Annotated in this window: 10 protein-coding genes and 4 tRNA genes; 9 read left to right on the top strand and 5 right to left on the bottom strand. The window is 61.1% G+C overall.

What is annotated here, in order from left to right; translation table 11 throughout:
• The first annotated feature begins 98 nt into the window (after positions 1-98).
• A complete protein-coding gene (locus WIR04_RS00150) occupies positions 99-911 on the top strand; it encodes a Cof-type HAD-IIB family hydrolase (protein WP_338889582.1) in 813 nt (270 codons plus the stop codon).
• 224 nt (positions 912-1,135) lie between these two features.
• Here the strand turns inward: WIR04_RS00150 and WIR04_RS00145 are convergent, their stop codons facing one another.
• The 5 genes from WIR04_RS00145 to WIR04_RS00125 all read right to left on the bottom strand — a co-directional run bounded on the left by WIR04_RS00145 (position 1,136) and on the right by WIR04_RS00125 (position 2,259).
• A complete protein-coding gene (locus tag WIR04_RS00145; protein WP_338889580.1) occupies positions 1,136-1,639 on the bottom strand; it encodes an RICIN domain-containing protein in 504 nt (167 codons plus the stop codon).
• Between the two features lie 177 nt (positions 1,640-1,816).
• Positions 1,817-1,893, bottom strand: a tRNA-Pro gene (locus tag WIR04_RS00140).
• Between the two features lie 58 nt (positions 1,894-1,951).
• Positions 1,952-2,037: transfer RNA gene (locus WIR04_RS00135), tRNA-Leu, on the bottom strand.
• A 20-nt stretch (positions 2,038-2,057) separates the two neighbouring features.
• A tRNA-His gene (locus WIR04_RS00130) sits at positions 2,058-2,133 on the bottom strand.
• Between the two features lie 49 nt (positions 2,134-2,182).
• Positions 2,183-2,259 (bottom strand) — tRNA-Arg (locus WIR04_RS00125).
• A 258-nt stretch (positions 2,260-2,517) separates the two neighbouring features.
• Between WIR04_RS00125 and WIR04_RS00120 the strand changes: the two genes are divergently transcribed.
• The 8 genes from WIR04_RS00120 (at position 2,518) to WIR04_RS00085 (ending at position 15,806) form a co-directional block, all read left to right on the top strand.
• Positions 2,518-3,108: a TetR/AcrR family transcriptional regulator gene (locus WIR04_RS00120; protein ID WP_041204101.1), complete on the top strand. Its 591-nt coding sequence runs from the start codon at positions 2,518-2,520 to the stop codon at positions 3,106-3,108.
• Positions 3,105-4,211, top strand: coding sequence for an efflux RND transporter periplasmic adaptor subunit (locus WIR04_RS00115; protein WP_307766123.1), 1,107 nt, complete (start codon positions 3,105-3,107; stop codon positions 4,209-4,211). Before WIR04_RS00120 ends, WIR04_RS00115 begins: the two co-directional genes overlap by 4 nt.
• A gap of 15 nt (positions 4,212-4,226) precedes the next feature.
• Positions 4,227-7,307: a multidrug efflux RND transporter permease subunit gene (locus WIR04_RS00110; RefSeq protein WP_307766122.1), complete on the top strand. Its 3,081-nt coding sequence runs from the start codon at positions 4,227-4,229 to the stop codon at positions 7,305-7,307.
• Positions 7,308-7,428: 121 nt separating this feature from the next.
• Positions 7,429-9,387, top strand: coding sequence for an ATP-binding protein (locus tag WIR04_RS00105; protein WP_025325201.1), 1,959 nt, complete (start codon positions 7,429-7,431; stop codon positions 9,385-9,387).
• A 76-nt stretch (positions 9,388-9,463) separates the two neighbouring features.
• Positions 9,464-10,813 (top strand): glutathione-disulfide reductase, encoded by a 1,350-nt coding sequence (gene gorA, locus WIR04_RS00100; RefSeq protein WP_234570722.1) that lies wholly within the window; start codon positions 9,464-9,466, stop codon positions 10,811-10,813.
• A 509-nt stretch (positions 10,814-11,322) separates the two neighbouring features.
• Positions 11,323-13,002: a potassium-transporting ATPase subunit KdpA gene (gene kdpA / locus WIR04_RS00095; protein WP_303807293.1), complete on the top strand. Its 1,680-nt coding sequence runs from the start codon at positions 11,323-11,325 to the stop codon at positions 13,000-13,002.
• A gap of 67 nt (positions 13,003-13,069) precedes the next feature.
• Positions 13,070-15,133, top strand: a complete 2,064-nt coding sequence (gene kdpB, locus WIR04_RS00090; protein WP_338889572.1) for a potassium-transporting ATPase subunit KdpB — start codon at positions 13,070-13,072, stop codon at positions 15,131-15,133.
• Between the two features lie 157 nt (positions 15,134-15,290).
• Positions 15,291-15,806 carry a potassium-transporting ATPase subunit C gene (locus tag WIR04_RS00085; protein WP_005326326.1) on the top strand — a complete coding sequence of 172 codons (516 nt, stop codon included), beginning with the start codon at positions 15,291-15,293 and terminating at the stop codon, positions 15,804-15,806.
• Positions 15,807-15,818 lie beyond the last annotated feature (12 nt).

Here is a 15,818-nt window from a genome sequence, read left to right as displayed (position 1 = left end):
GACCCCGGGACTGGTTATTTTTTGGATCCCTAAATAAATGGGGTGACGCAAGACGCTGGGGTACACTGCCCCGGCGTTCCACTGATGCCGAGGTAATGATGTTCAAGGTAGTTGTGTCTGATCTCGATGGTACCCTGCTCAACGGGCAGCACCAGATCTCCCCCCGCACCCGGGATACCCTGCACCGTCTGGTGGATCAGGGGATCAAGTTCGTGGTGGCCACCGGCCGTCACCATGTGGATGTGCGCAGCATCCGCGATGCCCTGGGGCTGGATATCTACCTCATCACCTCCAACGGCGCCGTGGTGCACGACAAGCAGGATACTCTCGTCTTCAACCAGGCACTGCCGAGCACGGTGGCGGCCGAACTGATCGCGCTGGATCGCGACCCCTCCATCCACATCAACGTCTACTACGGCGACGAGTGGCTGGTGGAAGAGGAGATGCCCTGGCTGCTGCAGTTCCATCACGACTCCGGCTTCAGCTATCGCCTGACCGATCTCGCCAGCCATCCGCTGGACAAGATCAACAAGGTGTTCTACATCGGCGAACACGAGAAGCTGCTGCAGATAGAGGCAGAGCTCAACCAGCGTTATGGTGATCGGATCAACGTCACCTTCTCCCTGCCGGATTGCCTCGAGGTGATGCACGCCGGGGTACACAAGGGCAATGCCGTGCGCGCCGTGCTGGAGCAGCATGGGCTTGAGATGTCTCAGGCGGTCGCCTTCGGTGATGGCATGAACGACTTCGAGATGCTGAGCATGGTGGGCCGCGGTGTGGTGATGGGTAACGCCCATGACCGCCTCAAGCTGGCCCTCGCCGAGCACGAGCAGACCCTGAGCTCCGATGAGGATGGTGTCGCCGTCTATCTGGAGCAGCTGTTCGCCATCAATCAGACTGGCGCGGCCTGATCCCCGCCATCGTGGCGATCTCCCCGGGATCGCCACGACGCTATGGTGCGCGAGCGCCCTCATCGCTTGAAGCTGTGGTTGCACTCCTTGCACCAAGTATTGCCGGGAGATCTGGCGATCCAGGGTGCGACCCAGCCATAGCCCGACACCTCACCGATGCACCGCCGACCAGTGCCCCTGCGATAGCGCCCCTACGCCACCCAGCGTGACCCCAGTCAGGAGTCTCATCCGCTGAGGCCAGGCAGGCCTAGGCGATCCAGCAGGCTGCCGGTCGGCGTCCAGGTGAAGCTCTGATTGGCGCCACCGTAGCACTCGGCCAGTCGTAGCGGCACGGCGGCTCTGTGGCGGCGACCAGCCACATCCAGACACAGTGAAACCTGCCGGTTGAACAGTCTATCCCCCTGCCACTGCCATTGACGGCTGTCGTCCTGACACTCTCCCACTGCGAGGCCGTCATCCCCCCTGGCGATCAGGCAACCCTGCGCCAGCTGCAAGGCCCCCGCATCCCAGGTGAACAGCTGGCTGGGGCTCTGATCGCAAGGCTGGGTGAGTAGGCTACCCTGCTCGCTCAGGGCCACGCAGAAGCCGCCGCCAGTTACCAGGGTGGCCGGGGGAACTGGCGTTGATCTGGGGGCGGCCCCCAGCAGAAGAGTCTCAGGTCTCGGCTGCAAGGCACAGCCGCCGAGCAGCAGTGCCATCAGGGCGAGCAATCGGATGTGAAGGGGCATGATGATGCATAGGCCTGTGTCTGAATGGGTCGCGGGTGTCCACTATTCTGGTGGCTCCCGGCCAAGCATACCGAACTCGCGGCGAACAGGCGCCTGCAGAAATGTAAGAAGAGGTGACAGAGGAATGATAGATACGCAGAAAAGCAAAAACCCCGCCGAAGCGAGGTTTTCATAATGTGGTCGGTGATAAAGGATTCGAACCTTTGACCCTCTGGTCCCAAACCAGATGCGCTACCGGGCTGCGCTAATCACCGATGGGTATTTCCAAAATACAAAGATGACCATGTGGTCATCCTCGTCATACAGCAAGTATGGTGCGAAGAGAGGGACTCGAACCCTCACACCCGGGGGGCACTAACACCTGAAGCTAGCGCGTCTACCAATTCCGCCACCTTCGCATACCTGACAAGCTGTAAAATGGGGTGGCTGATGGGGCTCGAACCCACGACAACCGGAATCACAATCCGGGACTCTACCAACTGAGCTACAGCCACCACAGCTGTTTTGTTCCACAACAACGCCCGCTTAACCGGCGCACTTTGATGGTGCGCCCGACAGGATTCGAACCTGTGACCTCTGCCTCCGGAGGGCAGCGCTCTATCCAGCTGAGCTACGGGCGCTACGCTGTCGAACGGGGCGCATTATTGATGATGGCGCCCACCTTGTCTACTCTTTTTTTATACCCATGATTCAAGTGTCTGTTTTTCAATCTTTTCGTGCACTTTTATACCTCTTCTACAGCCGTTCGGCCAAAAACGTCCTCACTCGGCCCACTTCTGGATCCTCTTCTGACAGTAAAGTGGCCGGCATCCCTTGACTTGCTTGTCTCTCCACCTAGAATGAATGAACGTTCATTCACTCGCCGAAGTCTGATCATCATGGATAAGAAAGAACGGATTTTCGAGGCAGCGCACGAAATCCTCGGCGAGCAGGGCTTCTACGGCCTTTCCATTGCCGCTGTTGCCAAGAAAGCCAAGGTAGCGGCAGGCACCATCTACCGCTACTTCAGCGACAAGGATGATCTTGTCCGCCAGCTTTATCAGCATACCATTCTCAAGTGTCATCCCTTGGTCATGGAAGGTGTGCAGATAGAAGAGGTGTCATATCGGCAGTATCGACGCCTCTGGCTCAATATCGACGCCCTCTTTGCCAGCCACCCCAATGTACTGAAATGCAAATTGCAGTACGAAAGTTCTCCATTGGGGGCTGAATTGGAGCGGGATCCGGTCATAATGGCGACATGGGCCCCACTTGAGCGTTTCTTCGAACAGGGACGCCAGCAGGGTCTGTTCATCGATTTGCCCGTTCTGGTGCTGCAGGCCCTGAGCCTGAGCTGCGTGGTCAACCTGGTACAACAACGCCGGGCTCACGAATTTGAGTTGACGCAAGAACAGTTGGAGTCGGTCATCCGGGCCAGCTGGAATGCCATTTTAAACCCTAATTATTCCATCACAGGAGCCTGTTCATGAAAAAGTGGATGGCCATCATGTTGCTGATAGCACTCGCCCTGTTCGGCAGTGTCATCGGCTTCAATATGTTCAAGCAGAAGAAGATTGCAGAGTTCATGGCCAATCGACCCGAGCCCGAGTTCCCGGTGACCGCCATGGTGACCAAGGCACAGGACTGGGTCCCCACCATTGAGGCGATCGGCTTCATCGAGCCTAACCAGGGGGTCACCCTTTCCAGTGAACTGGCGGGCACCATAGACAAGATCAGCTTCGAATCCGGGGCTCAGGTCAAGGCGGATCAACTGCTGCTGAGCCTGGACTCCAGCGTGGAGAAGGCCAACCTGAACGCCTCCCAGGCCAGGCTGCCTGCGGCTCGTGCCAAGTTCGAGCGTTACCAGAACCTGTACCAGAAGAACTCCATCTCCCGTGATCAGCTGGATGATGCCGAAGCGGCCTATCGCTCACTGGAAGCGGACATCGACAGCCTTAAGGGCACCATAGCCCGCCGCGAAGTCCGCGCCCCCTTCGGTGGCGTCGTGGGTCTGCGCAACGTCTTCCTCGGTCAGTACCTGGAACCCGGTACCGAGATTGTGCGGCTGGAAGACACCAGCGTGATGCGCCTGCGCTTCACCGTGCCCCAGACCGACATCTCCAAGATTTCCCTCGGCCAGACCGTCAAGATCAACGTGGATGCCTATCCCCAGACCCAGTTTGACGGCCAGATCACCGCCATCGAGCCGGCAGTCAACTACCAGAGCGGCCTGATCCAGGTGCAAGCCAACATCCCGAACAACGGCGGCCAGCTGCGCTCCGGCATGTTTGCCCGCGCCAGCATCATACTGCCCACGGTGAAAGACCAGATTGTGATCCCGCAGTCTGCCATCTCCTTCACCCTCTATGGCGAGAACGTCTACGTCATTCAGGAGGCAGACGGCGTGAAACGTGCCAAGCAGGTGGTGGTCAAGGCGGGTGAGCGTCGCGGCAATGATGTCCATGTGTTGTCCGGCATCAAGGCCGGCGATCAAATAGTGCTGTCGGGTCAGGTTCGCCTGAGTAACGATACCAAGGTGCACGTGGTCGAGAATGATGCCCTTGCCGTTCCGGCACAAACCCCGATGCTGTAAGCGCGGAGATCTGCGATGCGATTTACTGACATATTCATAAAACGGCCGGTGCTGGCGATCTCGCTCAGCTTTCTGATAGCCCTGCTGGGCTTCCAGGCCATCTTCAAGATGCAGGTGCGGGAATATCCCGAGGTGATCAACACCGTCATCACGGTCAACACCAGCTACTATGGCGCCAGCTCGGATCTGATCCAGGGCTTCATCACTCAGCCCCTGGAGCAGGCGGTCGCGCAAGCCGACAACATCGACTTCATGACCTCCTCCAGCCAGCTGGGCAGCTCCACGGTGACGGCCTACATGAAGCTGAACACCGACCCCAACGCCGCGTTGTCCGACATCCTGGCCAAGGTCAACTCGGTGCGCTCCCAGCTGCCCAAAGAGGCGGAAGACCCTTCGGTCACTTCCTCCACGGGTTCCACCACAGCGGTGCTCTACATGGGCTTCACCAGCCCCGAGCTGAACTCCAGCCAGATCACCGACTACCTGGAGCGGGTCATCAAGCCCCAGCTGTTCACCGTGGGTGGGGTATCCAAGGTTGACCTCTACGGCGGGGTCGAGTTTGCCCTGCGGGTGTGGCTGGATCCGGCCAAGATGGCCGCCTTCGACCTGACTTCCAGCGACGTGATGACGGTGCTCAACAGCAACAACTATCAGTCCGCTACCGGTCAGGCCACCGGCTATTTCACCCTGTTCAACGGCAATGCCGAGACACAGGTCAGCAATACCGATGAGCTCAAGCGTCTGGTGGTAGCGACCCGGGATGGCAAGGTGATCCGCCTCTCCGACATCGCCAAGGTGTCGCTGGAGAAGAGTCACGACATCTATCGCGCCAGCGCCAACGGCCGTGAAGCCGTGGTCTTGGCCATCAATGCCGCGCCGACCGCCAACCCCATCAACATCGCCCACGATGTGCTGGAGCTGCTGCCGAGCCTGAAGAGCAACATGCCGAGCACCATGCAGGTCAACATCCTGTATGACTCCACCATCGCCATCAACGAGTCCATCCACGAGGTCATCAAGACCATACTGGAGGCGGCCGCCATAGTACTGGTGGTGATCACCCTGTTCCTCGGCTCCTTCCGCGCCGTCATCATCCCGATCATCACAATACCGCTGAGTCTCATCGGCGTGGTGATGATGATGGACATGTTCGGTTTCTCCATCAACCTGATGACACTGCTGGCCATGGTGCTCGCCATCGGTCTGGTGGTGGATGACGCCATAGTGGTGCTGGAGAACGTCGATCGTCACATCAAGGAGGGGGAAGAACCGTTCAGGGCCGCCATCATAGGCACCCGGGAAATCGCGGTGCCGGTCATCGCCATGACGGTGACCCTGGCTGCGGTGTACGCGCCCATCGCCCTGATGGGGGGCATCACCGGCTCCCTGTTCAAGGAGTTCGCGCTGACCCTGGCGGGGGCCGTGTTCGTCTCCGGCATCATAGCCCTGACCCTGTCACCCATGATGTGCTCCAAGATGCTCAGGGCCAACGAGACCCCGAGCAAGTTCGAGAGCACCGTGCATCACCTGCTGGATCGGATGACGGCCCGCTACGACAGCATGCTGCATGCTGTCATGCAGCGCCGCATCGTGGTCATACTGTTCGCCGTCATAGTGTTCGGCAGCCTGCCGTTGCTGTTCAAGTTCATCCCGAGCGAGCTGGCCCCGTCCGAGGATAAGGGCGTCATGGCCGTGCTGGGGACGGCACCGTCCAATGCCAACCTGGACTACATCGAAAACACCATGGCGGACGTGAACAAGGTGCTGGATGACCAGCCCGAGATCGCCTACTCACAGGTCTTCTCCGGGGTGTTCAACGCCAACCAGGCCTTCGGCATCGCCTCCATGGTGCCCTGGAGCCAGCGTGAGGCGAGCCAGAAAGAGGTGCTGGATCGGGTGGCCGGTCTGGTGAAGGACATCCCCGGGATGGCCATCACCACCTTCCAGTTCCCCGAACTGCCGGGTGCCTCAAGCGGCCTGCCCATCCAGTTCGTCATCACCACCCCGAACAGCTTCGAGAGTCTGTTCCTGATCGCGGGTGAGATGCTGGCGGCGACCCAGGCCAACGGCCAGTTCGTCTATTCGGATCTCGATCTGAACTACGACTCGGCCACCATGAAGATCAGCATCGACAAGGACAAGGCGGGTGCCTACGGCATCACCATGCAGGACATCGGCATCACCATGGGCACCATGATGGCGGACGGCTACGTCAACCGGATCGATCTGGATGGCCGCTCCTACGAGGTGATCCCCCAGGTGGAGCGCAAATACCGTCTCAACCCCGAGTCCATCAAGGGTTACTACGTGCGCGCCGCCGACGGCAAGTCGATCCCGCTGGGCAGCCTGATCAAGATTGAGGTGGTTGGCGAGCCTCGCGCCCTGCCCCACTTCAACCAGCTGAACTCCGCCACCATAGGCGCCGTACCGGCACCTGGTGTGGCCATGGGGGATGCGATCAACTGGTTCAAGGCCACCGCCGAAGAGAAGCTGCCGCAAGGCTATCGCTACGACTTCATGGGGGAAGCCCGCCAGTTCGTGACCGAGGGCAATGCGCTCTACGCCACCTTCGCCCTGGCCCTGGCCATCATCTTCCTGGTGCTGGCCATCCAGTTCGAGTCGGTGCGTGACCCTCTGGTGATCATGGTGTCGGTACCCCTTGCCATCAGCGGGGCCCTGATTGCCCTGGCATGGGGCCTGGCCACCATGAACATCTACTCCCAGGTGGGCCTCATCACCCTGGTCGGTCTGATTACCAAGCACGGTATTCTGATCTGCGAGGTGGCGAAGGAGGAGCAGCTGCTGCACGGCATGAACCGGATGCAGGCCGTGATGCAGGCTGCCAAGGTGCGTCTGCGTCCCATCCTGATGACCACGGCGGCCATGATTGCCGGCCTGATCCCGCTGCTCTATGCGGCGGGTGCGGGTGCGGCCCAGCGCTTCAGCATCGGCATCGTCATAGTGGCGGGTCTGGCCATCGGCACCCTGTTCACCCTGTTCGTGCTGCCGGTGATCTACACCTTCCTGGCCTCGGAGCACAAACCCCTGCCGGAATTCGACGAGTCCATTCCGGCCAAGGCGAAAGGAAACCATTGATCCTCAGCCAACAGCAACAAGGCCCCGAAAGGGGCCTTATTTTTATCCATTTTATGGCACACGACATGAGTCCATGAAGCAGTTAAACTAGGCCGTTCGCAATCCAGACCGCAAGGATGCCATGTCAGGAATCTTCTCCAGGGCCATAGGCCTTAACGGACTCTCTTATCGTCTGCTTTCCTACATTCTGATCTGCAGCACAGTGTTGGCACTGGTCATCACGGTGTTGCAGCTCGCCTGGGATTACAACAAGGACGTCACCGTCATAGAGGCCAGCATCGACCAGATCGAGGCCTCCTTCCTGCAACCCATCTCCGCCAGCCTGTGGAACCTGGATGAAGAGCAGGTCAAGGTGCAGATCGAAGGCATCATGAACCTGCCCAACATGCAGTTCGTCATGGTCAAGGAGATGCTGGGCAACTCGGAAGTGCCGCTGCTGACCCAGGGGGTGGAGCAGGCGCAATACGACATCTCCCGCGAATTCAGCCTCACCTATCAGGGAGAGGTGGTCGGCAAGCTGTTCGTCGCCGCCACCCTGGATCAGGTCTACCAGCGCCTCATCGAGAAGTCGGTGCTGATCCTGGTCAGCCAGACCATCAAGACCCTGGTCGTCTCGCTCTGCATCCTGGTCATCATCTATTACCTGGTGATCCGTCATATCAACCGCATCGTCAGCTACGCCCAGAAACTGAGTCTGGATCGGCTGGCGGTGGAGCTGACCCTGGAGGGGCGTCCCCTGCCCCGCAAACACCCGGACGAGTTCGATGCGCTGGCCGCCACCCTCAACCAGATGCGCACCCGATTGAACGACGAGTTCAACGCCCGCCATCAGGCGGCGGATCAGCTTCAACAGGAGCGGGACTTCTCCGCCACCCTGATCAACTCCGCCAACATGGTCATCTGCTGCATGGAGCCGGATCTCAACATCGCCAGCATCAACCCCGCCGCCATACTGCTCACCGGCTACCACCACGAGGAGCTGCTGCAGCACAACTGGCTGGATCTCTTCGTCAGCGAGGAGCAGCGGGCCGAGCTGGCGGCGACCCTGGCGGATCAGGGTTCCCTCGAGGACAGGGAGATCATCATGCACGACCAGCAGGGCAATGAACTGGTCCTGCAGTGGACCTTCGCCCCCTTCTACGAGGGGCCGAATCTCAAGTATCTGATTGGCTTCGGTTATGACATCACCCCCCTCAAGAAGGTGGAGCGGGAAATCATACTGTTCAACGAACAGCTGGAAGGCAAGGTGGCGGAGCGTACCCGCAGCCTGAGCGATGCCAACAACCAGCTGGGCAAGGCCTATGACGATCTGAAACAGGCGCAGCAGACTCTGGTGGAGTCGGAGAAGATGGCCTCCCTGGGTTCCCTGGTGGCCGGCGTGGCCCACGAGATCAACACCCCCATCGGCATCAGCGTCACGGCCTCCTCCTATCTGCAGGAGCGGGTGGCCGACTTCAAGCAGCACCTCGAGGCCAAGCAGCTGTCGCGCTCCTATCTCAACGAGTTCACCCAGAACCTCGACGAGTCGATGCAACTGCTGCAGGGCAACCTGAGGCGGGCCTCCGAGCTCATTGCCAGCTTCAAGCAGGTGGCGGTGGATCAGTCATCCGAGGCGCGCTACAACTTCAGCCTCGCCGACAACCTGCATCAGGTGGTGGTCTCCCTCGGTTACAAGCTGAAGAAGGCCCAGTGCGAGGTCGACATTCAATGCGATCCCAAGCTGGCCATCTACTCCTTCCCCGGCAGCTTCACCCAGATCTATTCCAACCTGATCCTCAACTCCATCCATCACGGTTTCGACGGCTGGGACAGGCCCAAGAAGATCACCATCAGGGTGGAGCAGCAGGGTGACGAGCTGGTCATCGATTACAGTGACAACGGTCGCGGCATCCCCCCTGAGATACTGCCGCGCATCTTCGATCCCTTCGTCACCTCCAAGCGGGGCCAGGGTGGCAGCGGGCTCGGTACCCACATCATCTACAACCTGGTGGTGCAACTGCTCCGTGGCCGCATCCATTGCGCCAGCGAACCTGGCCAGGGTGCCCAGTTCCATATCCGCCTGCCCTTCCAGCAGAACTGAACGCCGGCTCTTGTGAGCCGGCCACTTTGTCCCCATCATGCTGTGATTGCATTCTTAACGAGCGGAGAACCTCGCAATGGCACAGCATTTTGACTATATCGCCATCGGCGGCGGCAGTGGCGGCATCGCCTCGGCCAACCGGGCTGCCATGTACGGCAAGAAAGTCGCCCTGATTGAAGCCAAAGAGCTGGGGGGTACCTGCGTCAACGTCGGCTGCGTGCCGAAGAAGGCCATGTGGTATGCCGGCCAGATCGCCGATGCCCTGAGATACGGCGCCGACTACGGCTTCGACACCACCCTCAATCACTTCAGCTGGGCCAAGCTGGTCGAGTCCCGTCAGGCCTATATTGGCCGCATCCACAAGTCCTACGAGAACGTGCTTGGCAAAAACCAGATCACCGTCATCAAGGGCTTCGCCCGTTTCGTCAGCAGCAACACTATCGAGGTTGATGGCGAGCAGTACAGCGCCGATCACATACTGATCGCCACCGGCGGCCGCCCCGAAGTCCCGACCATACCGGGCGCCGAACTCGGCATCGACTCCGACGGCTTCTTCGATCTGCAAGCCCAGCCAAGACGGGTCGCCGTGGTCGGTGCCGGCTATATCGCGGTCGAGATCGCCGGCGTGATGCAGGCCCTCGGCTCAGAGACCCACCTGGTGGTGCGCAAGCATGCGCCGCTGCGCAACTTCGACCCCATGATCCACGAGACCCTGGTGGAGATCATGGCCCAGGAAGGGCCCAAGCTGCACACCCACGCCGTGCCCAAGGCCGTGGTCAAGAACGCCGACGGCAGCCTGACACTGCAACTGGAAGATGGCCGCCACCTCACTGTGGACTGCCTGATCTGGGCCATAGGCCGCGTACCGGCCACCGACAACCTCAACCTGGCCGCCACAGGCATCACCCTGGACGAGCAGGGCTTTATCCCGACCGACAAGTTCCAGAATACCGCCGTCGCCAATCTCTATGCGGTGGGTGACAACACCGGGCGCATCCAGCTCACCCCTGTGGCTGTCGCGGCTGGTCGTCGCCTCTCGGAGCGGCTGTTCAACAACAAGCCCAACGAGCACCTTAATTACGATCTGGTGCCGACCGTGGTGTTCAGCCACCCGCCCATAGGCACCATAGGTCTGACCGAGCCGGAGGCCATCGCCGAGTATGGCGAGAGCCAGGTCAAGGTCTACCGCAGCCAGTTCACCGCCATGTATTCGGCCCTGACCCAGCATCGCCAGCCCACCCGGATGAAACTGGTCTGCGTCGGTCCCGAGGAGAAGGTGGTCGGCCTGCACGGCATCGGCTTTGCGATGGACGAGATACTGCAAGGTTTCGGCGTCGCCATGAAGATGGGGGCCACCAAGGCGGACTTCGACAACTGCGTCGCCATTCACCCCACCAGTGCGGAAGAGTTTGTGACAATGCGATAAACGTGGTTGAAGCTGGCCTGTCACTATCAGGCCAACTTCAATAACTGCGTTTCCCTCCCCACCTCACCTGTGCGGAAGAATTTGTCACCATGCGTTGAGGCTGGGGAACGGGAACAACGACAACTGTGTTCCCCTTCTCACCCCACCAGCGCGGAAGAATATGTGACCATGCGTTGAGAGCCACTGGCTTCGGTAACGACATCACCCAACTATCCAACCCGGCCCAGGCCGGGTTTTCTGATCCCCGCCCACCGAATTCCCTCTGAAAGCGGTGTTCTTTACGCCGATTTTACGCTCCCCCAATGCCCCTTTATGGCGCCTTTACGCCGGTTTTACATACCCTTTCAGCGTCAATGACACCAACGGAGTCGATATGGATTTGCATCGACTCTCGACGCTAATTATCTCAACGGAGTCGTTATGAATTGGCTATATCTGCTGCTGGTCCTCGCCCTGATGGGTTACCTGATGCGCGCACTCACGCGTAGTCACGAGTGAGGAACTAGAACATGTGGCAAGAAATAATCTATCCGGTGGCCTTCGTGCTGCTGGTCCTGCTGCCGGCCCCCCTGCTCGGCAGCTATATGTATCGCGTGTTCGAGGGCAAGAGTCGCTGGCTCGCGCCGGTCGAGCGCGCCACCCTGGCCTGCTGTGGCACGGACGGACGGGAGCAGGACTGGAAGTCCTACGCCCTCAGCCTGCTGGCCTTCAACGGCGCCGGTTTCGGTCTGCTGTTCCTGATCCTGATGGCCCAGGGCCTGCTGCCCCTCAACCCGCAACAGCTACCGGGCCTGAGCTGGCAACTCGCCTTCAACACCGCCGTCAGCTTCATGACCAACACCAACTGGCAAGCCTATTCCGGTGAGGCCAGCCTCTCCTACTTCAGCCAGATGGTGGGGCTCACCACCCAGAACTTCGTCTCCGCCGCCACCGGTGCCACCGTCGCCGTCGCGCTGTTCCGCGGTCTTTCCCGCCAGCAGACCATACATCTTGGCAACTTCTGGCAGGATCTGGTGCGCTTCTGCCTCTACGTGCTGCTGCCCATGGCGTTGATCATGGCGCTGCTGCTGGTCTGGCAAGGGGTTCCCCAGAGTCTGTCGGCCTATCTGCCGTTCCATGCCCTGGAAGGCCAGGAGCAGCTGCTGCCGCTCGGCCCTGCCGCCTCGCAGATCGCCATCAAGCAGCTCGGCTCCAACGGTGGCGGCTTCTTCGGCGTCAACTCGGCCCACCCGTTCGAGAACCCGACCGCCCTCTCCAACTGGCTGGAGATGGTCACCCTGCTGACCATTCCCGCCGCCCTGGTCTGTACCCTGGGTCGTTACGTGAAGGATTCCGGCCATGGCCGCGCCATCCTCTCCGCCATGACACTGCTGTTCGTGCTGGGGCTCGGCCTCTCCGTCTATCAGGAGTTGCAGCCGGATCCGGCGCTTGCCCAGCTCACCACCCAGGCAGGCAACTGGGAAGGCAAGGAGAGCCGCTTCGGCCCCGTGCTCTCCAGCATCTGGGAAGTGGCGACCACCTCGGCCTCCAACGGCGCTGTCAACTCCATGCACGACAGCTTCACCCCGCTGGGTGGCATGGTCGGCATGATCAACATGCTGCTCGGTGAAGTCATCTTCGGCGGCGTGGGTGCCGGTATCTACGGCATGATGCTGTTCGTGCTGCTGACCGTGTTCCTGTGCGGCCTGATGGTCGGGCGCACCCCGACCTATCTTGGCAAACGCCTCGGGATCACCGAGATGAAATGGGTGGTCGCCAGCATGCTGGTGATGCCGGTCGGGGTTCTGGTGATCGGCGGGGTGACGCTGCTGATGCCGGATGCCGCCACCATCATGGGTCACGACGGCCCTCACGGTCTGTCACGCCTCATCTATGCCTACGCCTCGGCCGCCGGCAACAACGGCTCGGCCTTCGGGGGCTTCGCCGCCGCGGACAACTGGCAGTGCGTCGCCATCGGTCTGGCCATGCTGCTCGGTCGCTTCGGCTACATCATTCCGGTGCTGGCCATCGCCGGTCAGCTCTCGCGCGCCTCACAGCAGGATGCCGGCGAGGGTGACTTCCCCATCCGCGGCCCGCTGTTCATCACCTTGCTGATCATCACAGTGCTGCTGATAGGCGGTCTCTCCTTCCTGCCGGTACTGGCGTTGGGCCCCGTCGCCGAGCATCTCCTGATACTGGGAGCGCTCTGATGACCCTGTCCATACCAGTCACCTTACCGATGCCAATGGTCGAACATCTGATGCTGGGAGCATTCAAATGAGCAAGTCCATCTCCATCCCTGCCCGCACCGAAAAGGTGAAGGGCAAGGGCAAGAAACAGACCTCACAAGTCGTGCAGGCCATGATCGAAGCCTTCTATCGCTTCAACCCCAAGGCGCTGTTTGGCAGCCCCATACTGTTCACCCTCTGGCTGGCCGCAGTGATGGCGACCCTGGAGTCCCTGCTGGGTCAACCCCTGTCCGGGGTCGCCCCCAGCCTGGCTTGGCAGCTGACGGCCTGGTTGTGGCTGACCCTGTGGTTTGCCAACTTCGCCGAAACCCTGGCAGAAGGCCGCGGCAAGGCGCGGGCAGACAGCCTGAAGGCGGGCATGAGCCAGCTCCAGGCACGCAAGGTGCGGGATCCGAAAGATGGCCAGGGCGAGTGGATCCCGGCCACCAGCCTGCAGAAAGGGGATCTGGTGCTGGTGCGCAGCGGCGAGATGATCCCGGCCGACGGTGAAGTCATTGCCGGTATCGCCTCCGTCAACGAGGCCGCCATCACCGGGGAATCCGCCCCCGTCATCCGCGAGTCCGGCACAGACCGCAGCGGCGTGACCGGCAACACCACTGTGGTCTCCGACGAGATCTGGGTCCGTGTGACCAACAATCCCGGGGAGAGCACGCTCGACAGGATGATAGCGCTGGTCGAGGGGGCCAAGCGCCAGAAGACCCCGAACGAGATGGCACTCGATGCCCTGCTGGTGGGTCTGACCCTGATCTTCCTGCTGGTGGTCGCCACCCTGCCCTGGTTCCTCGACTACAACGGCACCCAGGTACCGCGGCTCTACCTGCTTGCCCTCTTCATCACCCTGATCCCGACCACCATAGGGGGCCTGCTCTCCGCCATCGGCATCGCCGGCATGGACCGGCTGGTGAAGCTGAACGTGATCGCCAAGTCCGGTCGTGCCGTGGAGGCCGCCGGTGACGTGCGCACCCTACTGCTGGACAAGACAGGCACCATCACCTTCGGCAATCGCATGGCTGACGAGCTGATCCCTGCTCCCGGTGTCGATCCCTCCCTGCTGGCCCAGGCCGCCATGCTGGCCTCCCTCGGCGACAACACCCCCGAGGGCAAGTCCATCCTGACCCTGGCCGGCAAGAGCATGGCCAAGCCGAGTCAGCTCGAGAGCGACAAGGTGATCCCCTTCAGCGCCGAGACCCGCCTGAGCGGTCTGGATCGCAACGGTCATCAATATCGCAAGGGGGCCGTGGATGCGGTGCTCAACTACCTCTCCCTCGATCGCAAGGGAGTGCCCGAGCTCATTCTGAAGGCGGTCGACAACATCGCCCGTCAGGGCGGCACCCCGCTGCTGGTCTGCACCCACGAGCAGTTGCTGGGGGTGGTGTACCTCAAGGACATCATCAAGCCAGGCATCAAGGCCCGCTTCCAGATCCTGCGCCACATGGGGATCCGCACAGTGATGATCACCGGGGACAACCCGCTGACCGCCGCCGCCATCGCCGCCGAGGCCGGGGTGGATGACTTCATCGCCGAGGCGACCCCGGAGAAGAAGCTGGCCTATATCCGCCAGGAGCAGGCCGATGGCCGCATGGTCGCCATGTGCGGTGACGGTGCCAACGACGCACCGGCACTGGCCCAGGCGGACGTGGGTCTGGCCATGAACGAAGGCACCCAGGCCGCCAAGGAGGCGGGCAACCTGGTGGATCTGGACTCCAACCCCACCAAGCTGCTGGACGTGGTGCTGGTGGGCAAGCAGTTGCTGGTCACCCGGGGCGCCCTGACCACCTTCTCCATCGCCAACGACGTGGCCAAGTATTTCGCCATACTGCCGGCTCTGTTCATCGCCGCCTACCCGCAGCTGGGGGCGCTAAACCTGATGCAACTCGGCAGTCCAGAGAGCGCCATACTGTCGGCCATCATCTTCAACGCCCTGATCATAGTGGCGCTGGTACCGCTGGCGCTGCGGGGGGTAAACGTGAAGGGCTCCGCCGCCAGCCTGCTGCGCCGCAACCTGTTGATCTATGGGCTCGGCGGCCTGATCGTGCCCTTCATCGGCATCAAGTTGATCGATCTGGTCATCACAGGCCTGGGGCTGGTGTGATGAAAACGCCGCACTATGGTATCCACAGCCAGATCGTGCCCCCATACATGGGCATCAAGTTGACCGCTCTGGTCATCACAGGCCTGGGGCTGGTGTAACGACATAACGGGTGCAAGCCTGGCCTGCACCCCATCAATCTGTTTGGAGCGAGAGAATCATGATAGCAATCAGAACCCTGCTGACCCTGACCCTGCTGCTGGGTGTCGGCTACCCCCTGGCCGTCACCGGGCTGGCCCAGCTGTTTTTCCCCTGGCAGGCCAACGGCAGCCAGCTGACCGATGCCAAGCAGCAGCTGGTCGGCAGCGCCCTGCTGGCGCAGAAATTCGAGCGGGCGGAGTACTTCCACTCCCGCCCCTCCGCCAGCGACTTCACCACCATAGGTAGCGGCGCCAGCAACCTGGGGGTGAGCTCCCCCCTGCGCAGCGAATTTGCCAAGGCCCAGGGTAACTACCAGTCCCCCGCCATGCTGACCCGCTCAGGTTCGGGCCTGGATCCCCACCTGCCCCTGGATGCCGTGCTGGCCCAGGTGGATCGCGTCGCCAAGCAACGCGGGCTGGATCCCGCTTCCCTGACGGAGCAGGTCAAGTCGTCGACACAAGCTGGTATCCTTGGCCCCCAGGTGGTCAACATCCTCCAGTTGAATCTGTTGCTCGATCAGCACAAGGACGCATGATGGCGCGCCAGG

This window comes from Aeromonas rivipollensis (assembly GCF_037811135.1).
GTDB classification, from domain to species: Bacteria; Pseudomonadota; Gammaproteobacteria; order Enterobacterales; family Aeromonadaceae; genus Aeromonas; species Aeromonas rivipollensis.
This window is presented reverse-complemented; position numbering and strand designations above follow the sequence as displayed.

Coding starts and splice junctions, on each gene's coding strand:
- WIR04_RS00150 (WP_338889582.1), top strand. CDS start 99: ATGTTCAAGGTAGTTGTGTCTGATCTCGATGGTACCCTGCTCAACGGG.
- WIR04_RS00115 (WP_307766123.1), top strand. CDS start 3,105: ATGAAAAAGTGGATGGCCATCATGTTGCTGATAGCACTCGCCCTGTTC.
- WIR04_RS00120 (WP_041204101.1), top strand. CDS start 2,518: ATGGATAAGAAAGAACGGATTTTCGAGGCAGCGCACGAAATCCTCGGC.
- gorA (WP_234570722.1), top strand. CDS start 9,464: ATGGCACAGCATTTTGACTATATCGCCATCGGCGGCGGCAGTGGCGGC.
- WIR04_RS00105 (WP_025325201.1), top strand. CDS start 7,429: ATGTCAGGAATCTTCTCCAGGGCCATAGGCCTTAACGGACTCTCTTAT.
- kdpA (WP_303807293.1), top strand. CDS start 11,323: ATGTGGCAAGAAATAATCTATCCGGTGGCCTTCGTGCTGCTGGTCCTG.
- kdpB (WP_338889572.1), top strand. CDS start 13,070: ATGAGCAAGTCCATCTCCATCCCTGCCCGCACCGAAAAGGTGAAGGGC.
- WIR04_RS00085 (WP_005326326.1), top strand. CDS start 15,291: ATGATAGCAATCAGAACCCTGCTGACCCTGACCCTGCTGCTGGGTGTC.
- WIR04_RS00145 (WP_338889580.1), bottom strand. CDS start 1,639: ATGCCCCTTCACATCCGATTGCTCGCCCTGATGGCACTGCTGCTCGGC.
- WIR04_RS00110 (WP_307766122.1), top strand. CDS start 4,227: ATGCGATTTACTGACATATTCATAAAACGGCCGGTGCTGGCGATCTCG.